Source organism: Streptococcus sp. 3874 (assembly GCF_013276425.1).
In the GTDB taxonomy this organism is placed as follows: Bacteria; Bacillota; Bacilli; order Lactobacillales; family Streptococcaceae; genus Streptococcus; species Streptococcus pseudopneumoniae.
The window spans coordinates 12,216-32,422 of record NZ_VMLA01000020.1; the positions used below are offsets into that span (position 1 = coordinate 12,216).

Genomic DNA, 20,207 nt, shown 5'->3' on the forward strand with positions numbered 1-20,207 from the left:
TCCTCCAAAATCAATATTAAAAGTAGCCAGTCAGGCATATACCTCATATTTATTTTCGATTCGAGATAACAAACTTATCAATAAATAGCAAGTGATATAAGGCAAGTACAGACCCCCAGAAACTACCTCGAAGAGAGATTTCTTGATGATTGAGAGGAAACAAATCATGGTTACCTATATAGAGGCAGGTCAAAATAACAAATAAAATCCAAAATAAATCCGTCCATTTATATTTTGAAAAATATTTTTTCCACATAAAAACACCTTCTTTCCTACAATTACATTATAATACTTTATGTAAGCGAATACAAGGGGTATAAGGCTGAAGACAGTAAAAACCAGCATTTAAAGCCTTCACTGTATCTATAATTTCTCTATTTTTAGACAGGATTGACTAAAATCCACAACATTTAAAAAAGCGAATTTCAATTGAAACTCGCTTTTTTACAAAATGTATTAGTATAAATCTTGTATCTTATACTCAATGAANNGGTTGCAGATAAAGCTGACATGGTTTGAAGAGATTTTCGAAGAGTATTAGTTCAAGTGCCAGATATCTTCGTTATACTGAGCGATTGTACGGTCAGATGAGAAGAATCCTGCTTTAGAAATGTTAACGATAACTTTATCCAACCATGCGTCACGGTCTTCGTAGTCAGCAAGCATTTGCTCTTTGACTTTGATATAGTCTTCCAAGTCAAGAAGAGTCATGAACCAGTCTTTGTTGATCAATTCATTGTAAAGACGTTCCAAGCGCTCTTTGTTTCCAGCTGCAAGAACTGCATCGCTAACGATGAAGTCAACCAATGGTTTGATAGCTTTACGAGCGTAGAATTCGCTTGATTTGTAAGCTGCTTTTGCGTAAAGGTCGATAACAGTTTCTGAATCTTCACCAAAGATGTAGATGTTTTCGTCGCCAACCAACTCAGCGATTTCCACGTTAGCACCGTCCATAGTACCAAGAGTCAAAGCTCCGTTCAACATGAATTTCATGTTACCAGTACCTGAAGCTTCTTTAGAAGCAAGTGAGATTTGTTCTGAAATATCACATGCTGGGATAAGGAAGCTTGCTGCAGTAACGTTGTAGTTTTCAACCATAACTACTTGCAAGTGTGGAGCTACTGCTGGATCATTAGCAATAACTTCTGACATACAAAGGATTAAATGGATAATGTCTTGAGCGATTGTGTAGGCTGGAGCTGCTTTACCACCAAAGAAGATTGTAATTGGGCGAGCAGGGATGTTACCAGCTTTGATGTCAAGGTATTTGTGGATTACGTACAAAGCGTTCATTTGTTGTCGTTTGTACTCGTGAAGACGTTTGATTTGGATATCAAAGATAGAGTTTGGATTGATTTCCACACCTTGGTGTTCTTTCAAGTGACGAGCCAATTTACGTTTGTTGTGAGCCTTGATGCTTTCCAATTTTTCTTTGACAGCTGCTTTGTCTTCATAAGACAAGAGTTTTTCAAGCTCATCTGCTTCATGGTGCCAACCATCTCCAAGAATCTCATCCAAGTAGTGAGACAATCTTGGGTTAGCATGCATAAGCCAACGACGGAAAGTGATACCGTTTGTTTTGTTGTTGAACTTTTCTGGGTAAAGGTCGTAGAAAGCTTTCAACTCAGAATTTTTCAAGATTTCAGTGTGAAGTGCTGCTACTCCGTTAACACTGTATCCGTAGTGGATATCCATGTGAGCCATGTGAACACGTCCGCTCTCATCGATGATTTGAACAGCTGGATCTTTGTATTCTGCTTTCACACGACGGTCCAATTCTTCGATGATTGGTACCAAGTGAGGAACCACTTCTTGCAAGAATTCAAGAGGCCATTTTTCAAGCGCTTCTGCAAGGATTGTGTGGTTAGTATAAGCAGTCATACTACGAACGATTGAGATTGCTTCGTCAAGCTCGATACCACGTGCAGTCAAAAGACGGATCAATTCAGGAATCACCATTGATGGGTGAGTATCGTTGATTTGCACAACTGCGTAGTCAGCAAGGTCATGCAAGTTGCTTCCTTTTTCGATTGCTTCGTCGATGATCAATTGCGCACCGTTTGAAACCATGAAGTATTGTTGGAAGATACGGAGCAATTCACCTTGACGGTCACTATCATCTGGGTAAAGGAAGAGAGTCAAGTTACGAGCGATATCTGTCTTGTCAAAGCTGATACCGTCTTTAATAATAGAAGAATCAACTGAATCCAAGTCAAACAAACGCAAGCGGTTCTTCGTTTCTGTCTTGTAACCAGGAACATCAATATCATAAAGAGTTGATGTCAAAGTAAAGTCTGCAAATGGCACTTGGTAGCTACGGCTTGAGTGAACCAACCAGTTTTGCTCTGTCAACCATGCATTTGGAATTGTTTCTTGTTGGTTGTTTTTAAGAACTTGTTGGAAAAGACCAAAGTGGTAATTAAGACCAACACCGTCACCATTCAAACCAAGAGTCGCAATTGAGTCGATAAAGCAGGCAGCCAAACGTCCCAAACCACCATTACCAAGAGATGGTTCCAATTCAACTTCTTCAACTTCGATCAAGTCTTTACCTGCAGCTGCAAGTTCTTTTTTGACATCGTCGTAAAGACCAAGGTTAATCAAGTTGTTTGACAAGAGTTTACCAATCAAGAACTCAGCTGAGATGTAGTAAACTTTTTTCTTACCAGTGTTAACTGGTTTTTGGCTGCTTGCAAGCTTGCTGTAGTTAAGAAGAGCAAGGTAAAGCTCTTCATTGCTACATTCTGCAATGGTTTTATTGTAACGATTTTGTACAAATTCTTGTAGTGATAACATGTTTAAGATGTCTCCTGATATTGTATTATTTCTTTAATTCTACCAAATTTTCATTAATTCGTCGATAGATTGTTGTCAAGTCAAGCAAACCTTCCTCGACAGCTGGTGTCAATTGCTCTTCAGTCATACGCCAAGACCAGTTTCCACCAAGTGTAGATGGGAAGTTCATACGAGCTGTCTCATCCAATTCTAGCAAATCTTGCATAGTTGCAATTGCCATGAAGCTAACTGATGAAAAGACTGTACGAAGCATAGCATGTGGCACTGTTTCGTATTCTTTACGGTTCGTGTAACGAGCCATGTACTCACGAGTCGCATCATCAATCTCGTTACGGTACCAACCAAGAACCGTATTGTTATCGTGTGTTCCTGTGTACATAACTGAGTTAGCAGGTGCCAAGTGTGGGCTATCAATGCTTTCGTCTTCTGGGTTGAAGGCAAATTGAAGAATCTTCATTCCTGGGAAGCCAGTACGTTCACGCAACTCAATAACTTCATCTGTCATGAAGCCAAGGTCTTCTGCGATGATGTTTAGCTCACCAAGTTCTTCCTTAACGGCTGCAAAAAGCTTGTAGCCCGGACCTTTCACCCACTCACCAGGTGCTGCTGTATCGGAACCAGCAGGGATTTCCCAGTAAGATTCGAAACCACGGAAGTGGTCAATACGAACGATATCGTAGATTTTGAAGCTTTCACGCAAGCGTTCAATCCACCATTTGTAACCATCTTTGTCCATTGCTTCCCAGTCATAGATTGGGTTACCCCAAAGCTGACCAGTTGCAGAGAACTCATCTGGTGGACATCCTGCGATGCAAGTTGCCTTACCGTTGACATCTGTTTTGAAGAGATGCGGATTTGCCCACATATCGCTTGAATCTTCCGCTACGTAGATTGGCATGTCCCCAACGATTTCGATGTGGTTGTCGTTAGCGTAAGCTTTCAATTTCAACCATTGTTGGAAGAAGAAGTATTGAGTCACACGGTGGTAAACCAACTTGTCTGCCAATTGCTCACGGTAGCTTTCAAGTGCTGAAGCTTTACGAGCACGAACATCTGCATCTGGCCATTCAGTCCAAGCAAGATTGTCAAAATGCTCTTTGATAGCCATATACTCAGCAAAGAGCTCAAGCCATGATTGGTTGTCTTGAGCAAATTTCTCAAAATCTTTAACATCTCCTACTTCCAAGAAACGTTTTACCGCTTTTTCTAAAAGAGGACGACGTGCATAGTAGATTTTCGCATAATCAACTTCAGACGCATCGCTACCAAAGTCAACTCCTTCAAGGTCACTTGCTTCCAACAAACCTTGCTCCACCAAGATATCTAAATCGATAAAATGAGTGTTTCCTGCGAAGGCTGAGAAAGATTGGTAAGGAGAATCCCCGTAACTAGTTGTTCCTAATGGAAGGATTTGCCAGTAACGTTGTTTTGTGCAAACCAAGAAATCAACGAAGTCGTAAGCACTTTGACCAAATGATCCGATTCCGTAAGCTCCTGGAAGAGAAGAGATGTGCATCAACACACCACTTTGACGTTTTTTCATAATAGCACCTCGTGTGTTAAAATAATGGAACGTTGCGTATTTTTGCAGACGCAAACGTTTGCGCTACTTATAAGTATACTCCTTTTCAAGCATAATTGCAAGCGTTTTTAAAAAACTTTTTTGATTATTTTTAAGGAGACTAACCCATTTTAGCAAAGATAACTTATACTCAATGAAAATCAAAGAGCAAACTAGGAAACTAGCCGCAGGCTGTACTTGAGTACGNNTTTGATTTTCGAAGAGTATTAAAACTATCTAATCCTAAAGTTTGACTCTCACGGGACAGTCTACAAAGTGCAAATCCTCCCCTAGAAAACTTGAATTTAGATGCAAGGGGGCACAAAGATCCATAGAAAATAGATAGGAATTAGAAACAGGGAGGTAGCCCCTCCTGATTTCCCTCTTTAGATAGATTACATCTATTTTTTATTAAAAATACTGTATTCTTATCTATTTCACACTTTTCTTCTATTAAAAAGCAAAATCATGCTATCAAATCAAGCTTAAAAATTTTTTAAAATTTTTGTCAAAAACACTTGCAACCGTTTTCTATTTGTGCTATACTAAGTTCATAAAGGAAAACGTTTGCGTTTCCTTATCAATAAAACTTGTTATTCTTTAGGAGGAATACACTATGTCATCTAAATTCATGAAGAGCGCTGCGGTGCTTGGAACTGCTACACTTGCTAGCTTGCTCTTGGTAGCTTGCGGAAGCAAAACTGCTGATAAGCCTGCTGAGTCTGGTTCATCTGAAGCGAAAGAAATCACTCTTTACGTTGAGGACCAATACAAAGCTTATGCTGAAACAGTTGCTAAAGCTTATAAAGAGCAATCAGGCACAACAGTTAACATCAAATCTGGTGACCAACTTGGTGGGCTTGACAAACTTTCTCTTGACAACCAATCTGGTCAAGCTGCTGACGTTATGATGGCTCCATACGACCGTGTGGGTAGCCTTGGTTCTGACGGACAACTTTCAGAAGTGAAATTGAGCGATGGTGCTAAAACAGAAGATACAACTAAATCTCTTGTAACCGCTGCTGACGGTAAAGTTTACGGTGCTCCTGCCGTTATCGAGTCACTTGTTATGTACTACAACAAAGACTTGGTAAAAGACGCTCCCAAAACATTTGCTGACTTGGAAAACCTTGCTAAAGATAGCAAATATGCCTTCGCTGGAGAAGATGGAAAAACTTCTGCCTTCCTAGCTGACTGGACAAACTTCTACTATGCATACGGACTTCTTGCTGGTAACGGCGCTTACGTATTCGGACAAAACGGTAAAGACCCTAAAGACATCGGTCTTGCAAACGACGGTTCTATCGCAGGTATCAACTACGCTAAATCTTGGTACGAAAAATGGCCTAAAGGTATGCAAGATGGTACAGCTGCTGGAAACCTAATCCAAACTCAATTCCAAGAAGGTAAAACAGCTGCTATCATTGATGGGCCTTGGAAAGCTCAAGCCCTCAAAGATGCTAAAGTAAACTACGGTGTTGCGACTATCCCAACTCTTCCAAATGGAAAAGAATATGCTGCATTCGGTGGTGGTAAAGCTTGGATCATTCCTTCAAGTACTAAGAACCTTGAAGGCGCACAGAAATTTGTAGACTTCCTTGTTTCAACTGAACAACAAAAAGCTTTCTACGATGCAACTAACGAAATCCCAGCTAATACTGAAGCTCGTTCATACGCTGAAGGTAAAAACGATGAGTTGACAACAGCTGTTATCAAACAATTCAAGAACGCTCAACCAATTCCAAACATCTCTCAAATGTCTGCAGTTTGGGAACCAGCTGCTAACATGCTCTTTGATACTGTAAGTGGTCAAAAAGATGCTAAAACAGCTGCTAACGACGCTGTAACATTGATCAAAGAAACAATCAAACAAAAATTTGGTGAATAAAAAATTTGTTCAAGGGGGGTGGAATTCAAATCCCCCTTTGAATTTATCAATAGAGACACAAATAATTTAGCTTTCTTATAAAAAAGTAGTATCCTATGAAAGGAGTTATTATGGAAAAGCAACAACCTAGTAAGGCAGCCCTGCTGTCTATCATTCCTGGGTTAGGACAGATTTACAATAAACAAAAAGCCAAAGGTTTTATCTTCCTTGGTGTAACCATCGTATTTGTCCTTTATTTCCTAGCACTTGCAGCACCTGAATTGAGCAATCTCATCACTCTTGGTGACAAGCCCGGTCGTGATAATTCCCTCTTTATGCTGATTCGTGGTGCCTTCCATTTAATCTTTGTAGTCGTTTATGTACTCTTTTATTTCTCAAATATCAAAGATGCATATACGATTGCAAAACGCATTAACAATGGAATTCCAGTTCCACGTACCCTCAAAGACATGATCAAAGGGATTTATGAAAATGGTTTCCCTTATCTCTTGATTATTCCATCTTATGTTGCCATGACCTTCGCGATTATCTTCCCAGTTATCGTAACCTTGATGATCGCCTTTACCAACTATGACTTCCAACACTTACCACCAAACAAATTGTTGGACTGGGTTGGTTTGACAAACTTTAGTAATATCTGGAGTTTGAGTACCTTCCGTTCTGCCTTTGGTTCTGTTCTTTCTTGGACCATCATCTGGGCTTTGGCAGCCTCAACTTTACAGATTGTGATTGGTATCTTCACAGCTATCATTGCTAACCAACCATTTATCAAAGGAAAACGTATCTTTGGTGTTATTTTCCTTCTTCCTTGGGCTGTCCCAGCCTTCATCACTATCTTGACATTCTCAAACATGTTTAACGATAGTGTCGGAGCTATCAACACCCAAGTATTGCCAATCTTGGCTAAATTCCTTCCTTTCCTTGATGGCGCTCTTATTCCCTGGAAAACAGACCCAACTTGGACTAAGATTGCCTTGATTATGATGCAAGGTTGGCTTGGATTCCCATACATCTACGTTCTGACCTTGGGTATCTTGCAATCTATTCCTAACGACCTTTACGAAGCAGCTTATATTGACGGTGCCAATGCTTGGCAAAAATTCCGCAACATCACTTTCCCAATGATCTTGGCTGTTGCGGCACCTACTTTGATTAGCCAATACACCTTCAACTTTAACAACTTCTCTATCATGTACCTCTTCAACGCTGGAGGACCTGGTAGTGTCGGTGGTGGAGCTGGTTCAACCGATATCTTGATTTCATGGATTTACCGTTTGACAACAGGTACATCTCCTCAATACTCAATGGCGGCAGCTGTCACCTTGATTATCTCTATCATTGTCATCTCAATCTCTATGATCGCATTCAAGAAACTACACGCATTTGATATGGAGGACGTCTAAGATGAATAACTCAATTAAACTCAAACGTAGACTGACTCAAAGCCTTACATACCTTTACCTGATTGGTCTATCAATTGTCATTATCTATCCACTTTTGATTACCATTATGTCAGCCTTCAAGACTGGTAACGTAGTAGCCTTTAAACTAGACAGCAACGTCGACTTTAGTTTTGCTAACTTCCAAGGCCTCTTCACTGAAACCTTGTACGGTACTTGGTACCTCAACACCTTGATCATTGCCTTGATTACCATGGCTGTTCAAACAAGTATCATCGTACTTGCTGGTTATGCCTACAGCCGTTACAACTTCTTGGCTCGTAAACAAAGTTTGGTCTTCTTCTTGATCATCCAAATGGTGCCAACTATGGCCGCTTTGACAGCCTTCTTCGTTATGGCGCTTATGTTGAACGCCCTTAACCACAGCTGGTTCCTCATCTTCCTCTACGTTGGTGGTGGTATCCCGATGAATACTTGGCTCATGAAAGGCTACTTCGATACAGTGCCAATGTCTTTAGACGAATCTGCAAAACTAGACGGTGCAGGACACTTCCGCCGCTTCTGGCAAATTGTTCTTCCACTTGTTCGCCCAATGGTTGCCGTACAAGCTCTCTGGGCCTTCATGGGACCTTTCGGGGACTACATCCTCTCTAGTTTCTTGCTTCGTGAGAAAGAATACTTTACTGTTGCCGTAGGTCTCCAAACCTTCGTTAACAATGCGAAAAACATGAAGATTGCCTACTTCTCAGCAGGTGCTATCCTCATCGCCCTTCCAATCTGTATTCTCTTCTTCTTCCTACAAAAGAACTTTGTTTCAGGACTTACAAGTGGTGGCGACAAGGGATAATTTATCCCCGCCACCCTTTTTCATTTTATACTCTTCGAAAACCTCTTCAAACCACGTCAGCNNTGTTTTGAGCAACCTGTGGTTAGCTTCCTAGTTTGCTCTGTGATTTTCATTAAGTATTAACGATTGTTACTGTAAGTAATGTCCTTACAACAAGCAATTTTTCTCCTAGACTTGAAATAAAGCGAATTTCTCTATATAATAATACTCATATAGAAAACACCTTTTAGAAAGATACCTATGCTTCCATATCCATTTTCCTATTTTTCAAGTATTTGGGGATTTCGTAAGCCCCTGTCCAAACGTTTCGGGCTCAACTGGTTTCAACTACTCTTTACCAGTATCTTCCTTATCAGCTTGTCGATGGTACCCATTGCCATTCAAAACAGCTCCCAGGAGACTTATCCGCTAGAAACCTTTATCGATAATGTCTATGAACCATTGACAGATAAGGTTGTCCAGGATCTCTCTGAACATGCTACAATTGTCGATGGCACATTAATTTATACAGGAACTGCCAATCAAGCCCCTTCTCTTGTGATTGGTCCAAGCCCAGGTAAGGAGTTCCCGAAGGACTTGCAACTGCATTTCGATACAAATGAGCTAGTCATCAGCAAGGAAAGCAAGGAACTGACCCGCATCTCTTACCGAGCCATTCAGACTGAGAGTTTCAAAAGCAAAGACAGCTTGACCCAAGCAATTTCTAAAGACTGGTACCAACAAAATCGTGTCTATATCAGTCTCTTCCTAGTTCTCGGTGCCAGCTTCCTCTTTGGTTTGAATTTCTTTATCGTCTCTCTAGGAGCTAGTCTTCTCCTTTATATCACTAAGAAATCACGCCTCTTTTCATTTAGAACCTTTAAAGAGTGCTATCACTTTATCTTGAACTGTTTAGGATTGCCGACTCTGATTACACTTATTTTGGGATTATTTGGCCAAAATATGACAACCCTGATTACTGTACAAAATATTCTTTTTGTTCTGTATCTGGTCACTATCTTTTATAAAACACATTTCCGTGATCCAAATTACCATAAATAGGAGATTTTTATGCCCGTTACGATTAAAGACGTGGCCAAGGCTGCTGGTGTTTCGCCTTCAACCGTAACCCGTGTTATTCAAAATAAATCAACCATTAGCGACGAAACAAAAAAACGCGTTCGCAAGGCTATGAAGGAGCTCAACTACCACCCCAACCTCAACGCTCGTAGCTTGGTAAGCAGCTACACTCAGGTGATTGGTTTGGTTCTTCCTGATGACTCAGACGCCTTCTACCAGAATCCTTTCTTTCCATCGGTTCTACGTGGCATCTCTCAAGTCGCATCTGAAAACCACTATGCCATTCAGATAGCAACAGGAAAAGATGAAAAGGAGCGTCTCAACGCTATTTCACAAATGGTCTACGGCAAGCGTGTAGATGGGCTAATCTTTCTCTATGCCCAAGAAGAAGATCCCCTCGTCAAACTCGTAGCAGAAGAACAGTTCCCCTTCCTTATCTTAGGTAAATCTCTATCTCCTTTCATCCCACTTGTCGACAACGACAATGTTCAAGCTGGTTTTGATGCGACTGAATATTTCATCAAAAAAGGCTGCAAACGCATTGCCTTTATCGGAGGAAGTAAAAAGCTCTTCGTGACCAAAGACCGTTTAACAGGCTATGAACAGGCGCTTAAGCATTACAAACTGACCACTGACAACAATCGCATCTACTTTGCCGACGAGTTTCTGGAAGAAAAGGGCTATAAATTTAGCAAGCGATTATTCAAGCACGATCCACAAATTGATGCTATCATCACAACCGATAGCCTCCTAGCTGAAGGTGTTTGTAACTATATTGCCAAACACCAGCTGAATGTCCCTGTTCTCAGCTTTGACTCGGTTAATCCCAAGCTCAACTTGGCAGCCTATGTCGATATCAATAGCCTAGAACTTGGTCAAACATCATTTGAAACGATTCTTCAGATTATCAACGATGCTAAAAGCAATAAACAAATTTGTTACCGCCAGTTGATTGCCCATAAAATTATAGAAAAATAAAAACCAGCTCACGCTGGTTTTTTTGGTCACTAATTATCTATCTCAACAAATCTTCCTAGAATATGAACATTTTCCGAGACAGAGACAAAGGCGCTTGGATCCACTTGTGTCATAATCTGTTTAAATTCATTAAACTCTGCACGTGTAATGACAGTGATTAAAACTGCCTTTCTCTCGTGATTATAGGTTCCTTCTGCATCATGGATCATGGTTGCTCCGCGGTGCAATTTTTTATGGATTTTCTCAATTACTTTATCTGGATGATTGGTCACAATCATAGCCTGCATGCGTTTTTGCTTGGTAAAAACAGCGTCTGTCACACGGCTAGAGACAAAGATGGTAATCATAGAGTAGAGAGCGTATTTCCAACCAAAGGTCAAACCTGCTATCAGCATGATAGTTCCATTTACCAAGAAAGAAATACTACCGACATTCTTACCCGTTTTCTTGCGAATAGTCAGGCTGACGATGTCCGTCCCACCACTGGAGATATTGTTTCGAAGAGCAAAACCAATCCCTAAACCCATAACAACACCCCCAAAAAGGGCATTGATAATGGGATCCTCCGTCAAGGTTGCCACAGGGACAAACTGGATAAAGAAGGAACTCATAGACACCGTGATAAATGTAAAGACGGTGAACTTATGGCCAATCTGATACCAAGCCAAGACCATCAAAGGGAAGTTAATAGCGTAAAAGGTTAGCGAAATCGGAATATGAAAACCAAACCAGTGATTACTCAAGGCAGAGATAATCTGTGCCAGACCTGTCGCACCACTCGAATACACATGCCCTGGTTGGAAAAAGAAATTGACTGCTACTGCTGATAAAAAACCATAGACCAGAGAGGCCGAAATCTTCTCATCATATTTTTCCCGAGAGATGCTTTGTAAGACACGTAAAATTTTTATCTGATAAGCAAAGCGGCGCAGATAATAGCGCCACCGCTTAATTCGTTTTGCTTGTTTCATCTTCTTCTACTTGTAAGCTGAGTTCCTCTAGTTGTTTAAGAGCTACTGTTGAAGGAGCTTGTGTCATTGGGTCACTTGCCTTGTTGTTCTTAGGAAAGGCAATGATTTCACGGATATTTTCTTCTCCTGCTAAGAGCATGACAAATCGGTCAAGACCGATAGCCAAACCACCGTGTGGTGGGAAACCATAGTCCATGGCTTCAAGAAGGAAACCAAACTGGTCATTGGCTTCTTCAGCTGAGAAACCAAGGGCCTTGAACATGCGTTCTTGAAGGTCTTTTTGGTTGATACGAAGGCTACCACCACCAAGCTCATAACCGTTCAAGACGATATCGTAAGCAATGGCATGAACCTTAGCCAAATCACCTTCTAATTCGTGAGCAGTCTCTTCCTGTGGAAGTGTGAATGGATGGTGGGCGCTCATATAACGGCCTTCTTCTTCAGACCATTCAAACATCGGCCAGTCAACCACCCAAAGGAAGTTGAACTTATCATTATCAATCATGCCAAGCTCTTTAGCAATGCGTCCACGAAGGGCACCAAGAGTTGCGTTAGCTACTTCAAGCATATCCGCCACAAAGAGAACCAAGTCCTTATCTTCAAGAGCAAGCGCTGTTGTCAATTCTTCTTGGATACCAGTCAAGAACTTAGCAACTGGTCCATTTAATTCTCCATCAACTACCTTGACCCAAGCAAGACCTTTGGCACCATATTGTTTGGCTACTTCCGTCATCTTATCGATGTCTTTACGTGAATAGTTGTCCGCAGCTCCTTTGACCACAATGGCTTTAACCGCAGGTGCTTCTGAAAAGACTTTGAAGTCTACACCTTTGACCACTTCTGTCAAGTCCTGAAGCAACATGTCAAAACGAGTATCTGGCTTGTCAGAACCGTAAAGAGCCATAGCGTCATCGTATTTCATACGAGGGAATGGAAGCGTCACTTCGATGCCTTTAGTCTCTTTCATCACACGCGCAATCAAGCCTTCTGTGATATCTTGAATTTCTTGCTCAGTAAGGAAAGATGTTTCCAAGTCGACCTGAGTGAACTCAGGCTGGCGGTCTCCACGCAAGTCCTCATCACGGAAACATTTGACGATTTGGTAATAACGGTCAAAACCAGCATTCATCAACAATTGCTTAGTGATTTGCGGACTTTGAGGAAGGGCGTAAAAATGCCCTTTATTGACGCGAGACGGTACCAAATAGTCACGCGCCCCTTCTGGTGTTGACTTAGAAAGGAATGGTGTTTCCACGTCGATAAACTCCAACTCATCCAAGTAGTTGCGGATAGAGTGGGTCACCTTAGCACGAAGTTTAAGATTTTCCAACATTTCTGGGCGACGAAGGTCAAGGTAACGGTAACGCAAACGCGTATCGTCATTAGCCTCAATCCCATCCTTAATCTCAAATGGGGTTGTCTTAGCTGTATTAAGCACTGTCAGAGCTGTCACGTTTAACTCAACTGCACCAGTTGGTAACTTATCATTGGCTTGCTCACGCGCAGCGACCTGACCAGTCACCTCGATAACAAATTCGCTACGAAGGCTTTCAGCTGTTGCCATGACCTCGGCAGAGACTTTTTCAGGGTTGATAACCAACTGCATGATTCCTTCACGGTCACGAAGGTCGATAAAGATCAAACCACCGAGGTCACGACGACGGCCAACCCATCCTTTCAAGGTTATTTCTTGTCCGATGTGTTCCTCACGAACACGACCAGCATACATACTACGTTTCATGTTTTCTCTCCTCTTTTATTCTGTTACTATTTTACCATAAAAGCGCAGGCTCTTCATGAAAATCAGCAGAAAAGTTTGCCAGTCTTAAAAAATCAGGTAAAGTCCCTAAAAATTAGCGCCCATACAAAAATCCGATGAAGTTCATCGGACTCTTTTATTTTGAATTTTTGCCTGCTTTACGCTTTTCAGCAATTTCGGCTGCCTTTCGAGGCAAGACAATTTCCGTTATGTAAGCCGTCCCAAAACGCAAGACACCTGCAATAGGAGCAAAGACGACTGCTAGATAGTTATGGAAGAAATCGCCTTTGAAGGCATAAGCTAGCGCCCCAATGATGAAAAATAGAACAACTGCTTGAATCACTGCTAATAAAATTACTCGTTTCATGTGACCTCCTGACTCTATTATAGCATGAGAATCATCAAAAAGCTGACTAAATTATTCAAAGCGTGGAGAGAAATACTGTAGACCAGACCTTTTCTGCTAATATAAGCCAAGCCCAAACTAAAACCAAGGCTAAAATAGACAAAAAATTGTTGCACATCACCTGGGAAATGACCTAAGGCAAACAAAACACTGGATACCAGAAGGAAAAGCAGAGTTTGTTTACTATTGTCCTGCTTAGGAAAGAGGTAGCGTGCTAACATCCCTCTAAAGATAAGCTCTTCCGTCAGAGGAGCAAAAATAACGACCGCAAAGAAGGAGAAGAGTGGTTGAGACAAGGTCAAGTCTGTCGCTATTTGCTGATTTACTGAAGGATCATCTGGCAAGAAGAATTGAACGACCAGAGATAAGAACCAAACCAAGGCAGGAAGCCAAATAAATCGGTTAAAGCCGCTCTTCTCAATATGAACAGAAGCCTTATGATACCATTTGTAAATGCCGTACACATAAACTCCAGCCAAGGCCACATAGAGCAAGGTCACAGCATAGGGTGAAGCGCCTAAGGCAAGCGACGTAGTCGCGAGCCCCTGAATGAAGCCATAGATGAATAAAAAGGATAGAATGGCTAGAAGAAACCAGCCAAGTTTTTTAAGTAGTTTCATAAAGTTCTCCTATCTTGCTTTATAACTATTTTTCAATACAAAGAGGTTCGCTATTCCTAACACAAGTACCCAGGCAAGTAACATACCGATGTTAGAAAAAGATATTTCCCCACCTTTTTTATTTAAAAGATTTACAATAGGACCGATGAACGAGTAATCCAACACTTTTTGAACCGTATCATTTTGAAGAGCAATTATAGGTAAAAAAGAGACAATTAACATAGGGAAGATACTATAAACTTGCGCTTTAGATTGAGTATCTGACACCGCACCGATTAGAAGGTTGAGAAAAATAATACTAATAGTTGCTAGGAGCAAATAGATAACATAGGCAAATAAGTAACCTGATAGATCTACTTTAAGATAGATGGGAAGTACAATCATAGCAAGTAACATTATCAGAATAGGGAGAACAAGCATACTAAAAGTATATTCTGTTGCTGTCACACCACTTAGAATGAGTGATTTAAGATTTCGTTTTTCCTTATCTTCTGCCATCATAATCGATACCATATAACCACTTCCCATGCTCAAGACCATCGTCAAGCTAGCAGATAGTAAAAATAGGCTCAATTGTCCATTCTTATTTAAAAATTCATTATATAAAACAGCAATACCAAAAGGCATCAATAAAGTCGCTAACAAAGTTGAATTGCTGATAAGAACTTGTAATCTTAACCATAGTAGGGCATTTAATTTTCTAAACATCTAACTTTTCTCCTGTTAATCTGATAAAGATCTCTTCTAAAGTCGGCTCACAAGAGTGAACCACCATCAAATCTGTCGTGTCTAAATGTGGCAATTCTTCAAATGGAACTATCTGTTCTCGTCCATCTTTATAAGCTACACGTACTTTCTTATCCACATGGTACTTCTGGATAATATCTTGCGGACTTCCATACTCTATTAAATTACCCTTATTTAAAAGAGATAAGCGATCACAAAGCAGAGTTGCTTCATTCATATCATGCGTGGTCAGAAAGATAGTTGTCCCCGCATGCTTTAATTCTTGAAGTAGGGTATGAATCATCTTAGATGTTGTAGGGTCTAAGCCACTGGTTGGCTCATCAAGGAAGAGAATCTTAGGTGCATTAAGAAGGGCACGAGCCAAGAACATTCGTTGTTTCATTCCTGTAGATAGTTTTTCTGCGATAATATCTTTAGCATCTGCCAATCCAACCTGTTGAAGCACCTGAACTACTCTATCTGCCTTGAGGCCATATAACTTAGCATAGATGAGAAGATTTTTATAAAGACTCATCTTTTCATAAAAACTACTGCCATCACTCACAATACCAATTTGTTCCAAATCATTTGAGGTTAAATCTTGAGAATTCTTGCCTAGCAAAACTGTTTTACCTTGATCTGCAGCCAACTGTCCTGTTAAGACATTGATCATGGTTGTTTTACCTGAGCCAGAAGGTCCCAGAAAACCAAAGATTTCACCCTCCTTAATCTCAAAAGAAATCTGATGAAGAGCTTTTTTGCTCCCAAAACTTTTACTTACATTTTCAACACGAATCATAGAAACTCCTTTATTTGAAATAGCGTTTTACCATAGGTAACTGCATCACATTGATATAAATATGGATAGCTCCTACAAGCAAGAAGGCTAGCAGCTGAATCTCTCCTGTCAAGAAAGAAATGATAAAAAGAAAAACATATAAGACTGGTAAGACATACTGATTTAATTGGAATAAAATCCGAAAACTCTGTTCCAAATTAGCCTGACGCTCCCCTTCATCATAAGAATTTACATACTCTAAGACATCCTTTGGTGTTGAGAAAAATGCCAAATCAAACTGACGAACAATCGCAATGGTCTTAAAAAGATATTTTTGAACACTGAGAATCAGCACTAATCCCAAAAAAGAAAGAGATAAGGTTAGATTGCTTCTATTTGGTACAATCACTTCACTACCTGAGATGAAAAGAGCCAATAAAATCGCTACACTTGCAATATTAAAAGCAGTGGTTCCAAACTCGAGATTCCGATACATTTGCACATAATAGGTTTCATTCAGATCATCGTCCATTTCCTCTTGATACAAGGAATGAAATTTTCTGCTTTTCTTTAAGAAATTGAATGTCAAAAGAATGCTAATGAAACCTAACACTAAACAAATAGCTGATATCCATGGTATCAAGATTTTTACATCTAACATAATTCCGTGGGATTCGGCAACAGCCTTAAACATCCCTACAAAAATGCCAAAGAAAGCTCCCAAGACAATAGACATCAAAAATAATAACAATCCACGTTTCTTTTTCTTTTCCATATTCATTCTCCTTATTTACTTGCTAGATTTTTGGATTTCTTTTCAATCCAGTCAACGACTGGGATAAGAGCAAAGTAGGCCCAGATAAATTGGTCGCTGTAATAGAGATCAAACCATCCTAGATTTGTTCCAATTAGTAGACATAGGCTGACTAATAGAGCTATGGCAACTACATAATAAATCACTTTATACTTGTTCATCACTCGTCCTCCTCCAAGCGAAATACCGATTCGACTGTTTCGTTGAAAATTTGAGATATTTTCAGGGCAATGATAATGGACGGGGTGTACTCATCCCGTTCTAGTAGGCTAATGGTCTGTCTGGAAACCCCTGCCAGCTTGGCTAGGTCGGTTTGATTGAGACCATCGCGAGCTCGAAGCTCTTTTAGACGATTTTTTAGTTGCATGTCACACACCTACTTTCCGTCAAATTCAACAGTTTGGATATCCTCAATGCGTTGTAGTTTGAATTTTTCTTTTCCTTTTTTATTAACACGACGTAGCTTGACCCATTCCTCATCAACATCCACAACTTCCCAGTTATCTGTTCCAAAAACTTGTCCAACGATTGTCGGTGTTTTCCCAATCAATTCTTTTAATAATCTTGACATTTCTTTATTTCCTTTCTGTTTTTGCTCAATTCTTTTGATTTTATTCTCTAATTTCTTGACCCTTTGGGTATGATAGAGATAAAACATAATCACAAGAGGTACAAATCCTAATGCCCACATAATCGTTCCCTGCTCCTTTTCTCTTAACTTGATTATATTGTAACACATCTTTTTCTTTTTGACAAGCATATTTGTCAAAAAGTTTATGATTTTTGTCATTTTGCAAAAGAAAAAGGTCAGGAGTAGGTTTCTGACCAGTTTTTCTGTTATTAAAAGCCTAATTTTTCAAAGATTTCTGAGAAGTTTTGGCTGATTGTCTCAAGTGACACTTGGACTTCTTCTCGGGTTTGGTTATTCTTGACCGTCACTTGTCCGCTTTCGACTTCACTCTCTCCTAGGGTGATGAGGGTTTTAGCCACAAAGACATCGGCTGACTTGAATTGAGCTTTGAGCTTACGGTTGAGGTAATCACGCTCTGCTTTGAAACCTTGTTGGCGAAGAGCCTGTACCAATTCCAAGGCCTTGACATTTGCTCCTTCACCCAAAACTGCGATATAGACATCTAGGGCGTTTTCGATAGGGAGGGCCACACCTTGCTTTTCAAGAATGAGAAGCAGGCGCTCTACACCAAGTCCAAAACCAAAGCCAGCAGTTTCAGGGCCTCCAAAGTAAGAAACCAAACCATCGTAACGACCACCCGCACAGACGGTCAGGTCATTGCCCTCAATCTCAGTGATAAACTCGAAAATGGTGTGGTTGTAGTAGTCCAGACCACGCACCATATTGGTATCGATGATATAGTCTACTCCAAGATTTTCCAACATCTGACGCACAGCATCAAAATGAGCTTGACTTTCTTCATCAAGGAAGTCCAAGATAGACGGTGCATTCTCCACTGCCACCTTGTCTTCTTTTTCCTTAGAGTCCAAGACACGAAGAGGATTTTCCTCCAAACGACGTTGGCTATCCTTAGACAAGGTCTCCTTGAGCGGTGTTAAGTAGTCAATCAAGGCTTGACGGTAGGCCGCACGGCTCTCAGGATTTCCAAGAGTGTTAAGATGTAATTTGACACCTTGGATACCGATTTCTTTCAAGAAATGGGCTGCCATCGCGATGGTTTCCACATCGGTAGCTGGATTGCTAGAGCCAAAACACTCAACACCAATCTGGTGGAACTGGCGTAAACGCCCTGCCTGTGGACGCTCATAACGGAACATAGGTCCCATATAGTAGAACTTGCTTGGCTTTTGCACTTCTGGGGCGAAGAGTTTATTTTCCACATAAGAACGGACTACTGGCGCAGTTCCTTCTGGACGGAGGGTAATATGACGGTCACCCTTGTCATAGAAATCGTACATTTCCTTAGTTACGATATCCGTTGTATCTCCGACAGAGCGACTGATGACCTCGTAATGCTCAAAAATAGGCGTGCGCACTTCTGCATAGTTGTAGCGCTTGAAAATCTCACGGGCAAAGCCCTCAACGTACTGCCATTTGGCAGACTCAGCAGGTAAAATATCCTGCGTTCCTTTTGGTTTTTGTAATTTCATAGGGAATCCTCTTTAAACTTAATAGTCTTATTTTACCATAAATAGAGTGATTAAAACAGTGAGAAAAAATTAGGATTCAAATATCATTTTTGAGATTAAGCCCTGTCAAAAAAATAGCTATCAAGGAAAGACCAACAAATAGCATCCAAGTCAACTGTATATTCCATACGGCTACAAGTGAAAAACAGGCTGTTCCCACAGGTATGGATAAGGTAAACAATAAACCTAAAAAATTACTGGTACGAGCTAAAACCTCTGGAGCTAGATTTTTCATGAGCATGGCACTAATCTTTGGTTGAACTTTACCAGACACATACAGAGTTAAAAAGAGAAATAGCAAACCAAGCACGACTTGATTGAATACGTTAGCCAGAGCAATTAGAGTGAGTCCTACGGTCGCCCACATCATCAATCTAGGCAGGGACTGCTTCCCAAAATAATCATTGCCCGTAAGGCTACTGATGATGATTGCTAACAAAGCACAGAATTGACTGATAAATAATGCCTCTGTGTAAGAAAAGTCCAAAAGAGAATGGCTCAAAAAGAAGATATTATAAATTCCACCCAAAGCGCCACCCAAGGCATTGATAAGCAAGACAGCAAAGAGCATAAAACCAAAGTTTTTCTGTCCACCTTTAAGAAAAACGAGACGTAAATTTCGATAAATCGTTAGGAACTGGTCTTTGATCGGAAGCTTCTCATTTTTTAGAATTTCACCATCAGCAGATGACATTGACAGGCTCAATTTGCTTTTTCCTAAAAAGAGGATGACGGCTGATACTAGGAAGAAACAGGCATTGATTCCCGCAACGAGGGAAAAATTGTTGACCGATAGACCTAAGAGCCAGACTCCAAAAGCTTGACCACCAATAGCTGAAATATAGGTGATGAATTGGGAAAAAGAATAAGCCTCCATCAAATCATTTTCAGCTACTTTTTCCTTAATGAGAGGCATGCGCAAACCACCTGCAAAATCACTGATGACATCACTAATGACATTGATTAAACACAGGCTAGAAAAGGCAAAGAGACTAGCTTGCTGAACAACTAGGGCTGCTAGAAAAAATAAAACCGCCTGAAACAAACCGCTATAGACCATCCATTTGACCTTGTCCCTTGTGTAATCTGCCCGAATCCCTACAAAAACTGTAAAGAGAGTCGGAAGAATCATGACAATATTCGCCATAGCAACAGCAAAAGAGGCTTGTGGCAAGGTCGATGCATAGACGATAAAGACCAGATTGAAAATTGAAGCACCAAAAGCATTGAAGAAGCGTGACAAAGTCAAGAGTCGATAAGCTTGATTTCTGAACAATAGTTTCATAGATAATCTCCCTTCTTGTTCGAAGTTCTATATAAAGTATGACTATAGTATAGCACTTAGAAATTCTAGAGAAAAAACTTTTGAATATATGCAACAAACGAAATGAGAAAAAAGAAACGATAGAATTTCTCCAGTGACACGAGAGAGCCCAATAGTTCT

Annotated in this window: 20 protein-coding genes; 5 read left to right on the forward strand and 15 right to left on the reverse strand. The window is 40.5% G+C overall.

Annotated elements, in window-relative coordinates:
* Nucleotides 1-49: 49 nt before the first annotated feature.
* The 3 genes from HT703_RS12080 to malQ form a co-directional block, all read right to left on the reverse strand.
* Nucleotides 50-256, reverse strand: coding sequence for a hypothetical protein (locus HT703_RS12080; RefSeq protein ID WP_000265678.1), 207 nt, complete (start codon nt 254-256; stop codon nt 50-52).
* A gap of 281 nt (nt 257-537) precedes the next feature.
* Complete coding sequence (gene glgP / locus HT703_RS01860; protein WP_054392623.1) at nt 538-2,796, reverse strand: glycogen/starch/alpha-glucan family phosphorylase; 2,259 nt, start codon at nt 2,794-2,796, stop codon at nt 538-540.
* A gap of 25 nt (nt 2,797-2,821) precedes the next feature.
* Entirely contained in the window at nt 2,822-4,387 is a 1,566-nt protein-coding gene (gene malQ / locus HT703_RS01865) for a 4-alpha-glucanotransferase (protein ID WP_338010942.1), read from the reverse strand.
* Between the two features lie 586 nt (nt 4,388-4,973).
* Here malQ and HT703_RS01870 point away from each other — a divergent pair.
* The 5 genes from HT703_RS01870 to HT703_RS01890 all read left to right on the forward strand — a co-directional run bounded on the left by HT703_RS01870 (nt 4,974) and on the right by HT703_RS01890 (nt 10,529).
* Nucleotides 4,974-6,245 carry an extracellular solute-binding protein gene (locus HT703_RS01870; RefSeq protein WP_000095469.1) on the forward strand — a complete coding sequence of 424 codons (1,272 nt, stop codon included), beginning with the start codon at nt 4,974-4,976 and terminating at the stop codon, nt 6,243-6,245.
* A gap of 110 nt (nt 6,246-6,355) precedes the next feature.
* On the forward strand, nt 6,356-7,648 hold the full coding sequence (locus HT703_RS01875; protein WP_000414964.1) for a sugar ABC transporter permease: 1,293 nt from the start codon (nt 6,356-6,358) through the stop codon (nt 7,646-7,648).
* Between the two features lies 1 nt (nt 7,649).
* Nucleotides 7,650-8,492 (forward strand): sugar ABC transporter permease, encoded by an 843-nt coding sequence (locus HT703_RS01880; protein WP_001065638.1) that lies wholly within the window; start codon nt 7,650-7,652, stop codon nt 8,490-8,492.
* 240 nt (nt 8,493-8,732) lie between these two features.
* Nucleotides 8,733-9,533, forward strand: a complete 801-nt coding sequence (locus tag HT703_RS01885; RefSeq protein ID WP_054392989.1) for a DUF1189 domain-containing protein — start codon at nt 8,733-8,735, stop codon at nt 9,531-9,533.
* Between the two features lie 9 nt (nt 9,534-9,542).
* A complete protein-coding gene (locus HT703_RS01890; protein ID WP_023939941.1) occupies nt 9,543-10,529 on the forward strand; it encodes a LacI family DNA-binding transcriptional regulator in 987 nt (328 codons plus the stop codon).
* 29 nt (nt 10,530-10,558) lie between these two features.
* On the opposite strand, the gene HT703_RS01895 is transcribed toward HT703_RS01890, so the two are convergent.
* The 12 genes from HT703_RS01895 to HT703_RS01950 all read right to left on the reverse strand — a co-directional run bounded on the left by HT703_RS01895 (nt 10,559) and on the right by HT703_RS01950 (nt 20,048).
* A complete protein-coding gene (locus HT703_RS01895; protein WP_050223204.1) occupies nt 10,559-11,500 on the reverse strand; it encodes a YitT family protein in 942 nt (313 codons plus the stop codon).
* Nucleotides 11,478-13,241: an aspartate--tRNA ligase gene (gene aspS / locus HT703_RS01900; RefSeq protein ID WP_054392988.1), complete on the reverse strand. Its 1,764-nt coding sequence runs from the start codon at nt 13,239-13,241 to the stop codon at nt 11,478-11,480. The genes HT703_RS01895 and aspS overlap by 23 nt, the downstream gene beginning before the upstream one ends.
* 154 nt (nt 13,242-13,395) lie before the next feature.
* Nucleotides 13,396-13,626, reverse strand: coding sequence for a hypothetical protein (locus HT703_RS01905; RefSeq protein WP_000832171.1), 231 nt, complete (start codon nt 13,624-13,626; stop codon nt 13,396-13,398).
* A gap of 17 nt (nt 13,627-13,643) precedes the next feature.
* A complete protein-coding gene (locus HT703_RS01910; RefSeq protein WP_023935371.1) occupies nt 13,644-14,285 on the reverse strand; it encodes a type II CAAX endopeptidase family protein in 642 nt (213 codons plus the stop codon).
* 9 nt (nt 14,286-14,294) lie between these two features.
* Nucleotides 14,295-14,993, reverse strand: coding sequence for an ABC transporter permease (locus HT703_RS01915; protein WP_023935373.1), 699 nt, complete (start codon nt 14,991-14,993; stop codon nt 14,295-14,297).
* Nucleotides 14,986-15,810: an ABC transporter ATP-binding protein gene (locus HT703_RS01920; RefSeq protein ID WP_000621678.1), complete on the reverse strand. Its 825-nt coding sequence runs from the start codon at nt 15,808-15,810 to the stop codon at nt 14,986-14,988. The genes HT703_RS01915 and HT703_RS01920 overlap by 8 nt, the downstream gene beginning before the upstream one ends.
* A 10-nt stretch (nt 15,811-15,820) precedes the next feature.
* The gene (locus tag HT703_RS01925) at nt 15,821-16,564 is read right to left on the reverse strand and encodes a DUF3169 family protein (RefSeq protein ID WP_023935375.1); all 744 of its coding nucleotides are present in this window, start codon (nt 16,562-16,564) and stop codon (nt 15,821-15,823) included.
* Between the two features lie 11 nt (nt 16,565-16,575).
* The gene (locus HT703_RS01930) at nt 16,576-16,764 is read right to left on the reverse strand and encodes a hypothetical protein (protein ID WP_001046123.1); all 189 of its coding nucleotides are present in this window, start codon (nt 16,762-16,764) and stop codon (nt 16,576-16,578) included.
* Nucleotides 16,764-16,970, reverse strand: a complete 207-nt coding sequence (locus tag HT703_RS01935) for a helix-turn-helix transcriptional regulator (RefSeq protein ID WP_001176227.1) — start codon at nt 16,968-16,970, stop codon at nt 16,764-16,766. Before HT703_RS01935 ends, HT703_RS01930 begins: the two co-directional genes overlap by 1 nt.
* 9 nt (nt 16,971-16,979) lie before the next feature.
* Nucleotides 16,980-17,444 carry a hypothetical protein gene (locus HT703_RS01940; protein WP_025170602.1) on the reverse strand — a complete coding sequence of 155 codons (465 nt, stop codon included), beginning with the start codon at nt 17,442-17,444 and terminating at the stop codon, nt 16,980-16,982.
* Nucleotides 17,444-18,724, reverse strand: coding sequence for a histidine--tRNA ligase (gene hisS, locus HT703_RS01945; RefSeq protein WP_172929877.1), 1,281 nt, complete (start codon nt 18,722-18,724; stop codon nt 17,444-17,446). The genes HT703_RS01940 and hisS overlap by 1 nt, the downstream gene beginning before the upstream one ends.
* Before the next feature lie 76 nt (nt 18,725-18,800).
* Nucleotides 18,801-20,048: a hypothetical protein gene (locus HT703_RS01950; RefSeq protein ID WP_000770636.1), complete on the reverse strand. Its 1,248-nt coding sequence runs from the start codon at nt 20,046-20,048 to the stop codon at nt 18,801-18,803.
* Nucleotides 20,049-20,207: the final 159 nt, after the last annotated feature.

Bases quoted from the DNA above. Each gene is read 5' to 3' on its own strand.
- HT703_RS12080 (WP_000265678.1), bottom strand. From the start codon at position 256: ATGTGGAAAAAATATTTTTCAAAATATAAATGGACGGATTTATTTTGG.
- glgP (WP_054392623.1), bottom strand. From the start codon at position 2,796: ATGTTATCACTACAAGAATTTGTACAAAATCGTTACAATAAAACCATT.
- HT703_RS01870 (WP_000095469.1), top strand. From the start codon at position 4,974: ATGTCATCTAAATTCATGAAGAGCGCTGCGGTGCTTGGAACTGCTACA.
- HT703_RS01875 (WP_000414964.1), top strand. From the start codon at position 6,356: ATGGAAAAGCAACAACCTAGTAAGGCAGCCCTGCTGTCTATCATTCCT.
- HT703_RS01880 (WP_001065638.1), top strand. From the start codon at position 7,650: ATGAATAACTCAATTAAACTCAAACGTAGACTGACTCAAAGCCTTACA.
- HT703_RS01885 (WP_054392989.1), top strand. From the start codon at position 8,733: ATGCTTCCATATCCATTTTCCTATTTTTCAAGTATTTGGGGATTTCGT.
- HT703_RS01890 (WP_023939941.1), top strand. From the start codon at position 9,543: ATGCCCGTTACGATTAAAGACGTGGCCAAGGCTGCTGGTGTTTCGCCT.
- HT703_RS01895 (WP_050223204.1), bottom strand. From the start codon at position 11,500: ATGAAACAAGCAAAACGAATTAAGCGGTGGCGCTATTATCTGCGCCGC.
- aspS (WP_054392988.1), bottom strand. From the start codon at position 13,241: ATGAAACGTAGTATGTATGCTGGTCGTGTTCGTGAGGAACACATCGGA.
- HT703_RS01905 (WP_000832171.1), bottom strand. From the start codon at position 13,626: ATGAAACGAGTAATTTTATTAGCAGTGATTCAAGCAGTTGTTCTATTT.
- HT703_RS01910 (WP_023935371.1), bottom strand. From the start codon at position 14,285: ATGAAACTACTTAAAAAACTTGGCTGGTTTCTTCTAGCCATTCTATCC.
- HT703_RS01915 (WP_023935373.1), bottom strand. From the start codon at position 14,993: ATGTTTAGAAAATTAAATGCCCTACTATGGTTAAGATTACAAGTTCTT.
- HT703_RS01920 (WP_000621678.1), bottom strand. From the start codon at position 15,810: ATGATTCGTGTTGAAAATGTAAGTAAAAGTTTTGGGAGCAAAAAAGCT.
- HT703_RS01925 (WP_023935375.1), bottom strand. From the start codon at position 16,564: ATGGAAAAGAAAAAGAAACGTGGATTGTTATTATTTTTGATGTCTATT.
- HT703_RS01930 (WP_001046123.1), bottom strand. From the start codon at position 16,764: ATGAACAAGTATAAAGTGATTTATTATGTAGTTGCCATAGCTCTATTA.
- HT703_RS01935 (WP_001176227.1), bottom strand. From the start codon at position 16,970: ATGCAACTAAAAAATCGTCTAAAAGAGCTTCGAGCTCGCGATGGTCTC.
- hisS (WP_172929877.1), bottom strand. From the start codon at position 18,724: ATGAAATTACAAAAACCAAAAGGAACGCAGGATATTTTACCTGCTGAG.
- HT703_RS01950 (WP_000770636.1), bottom strand. From the start codon at position 20,048: ATGAAACTATTGTTCAGAAATCAAGCTTATCGACTCTTGACTTTGTCA.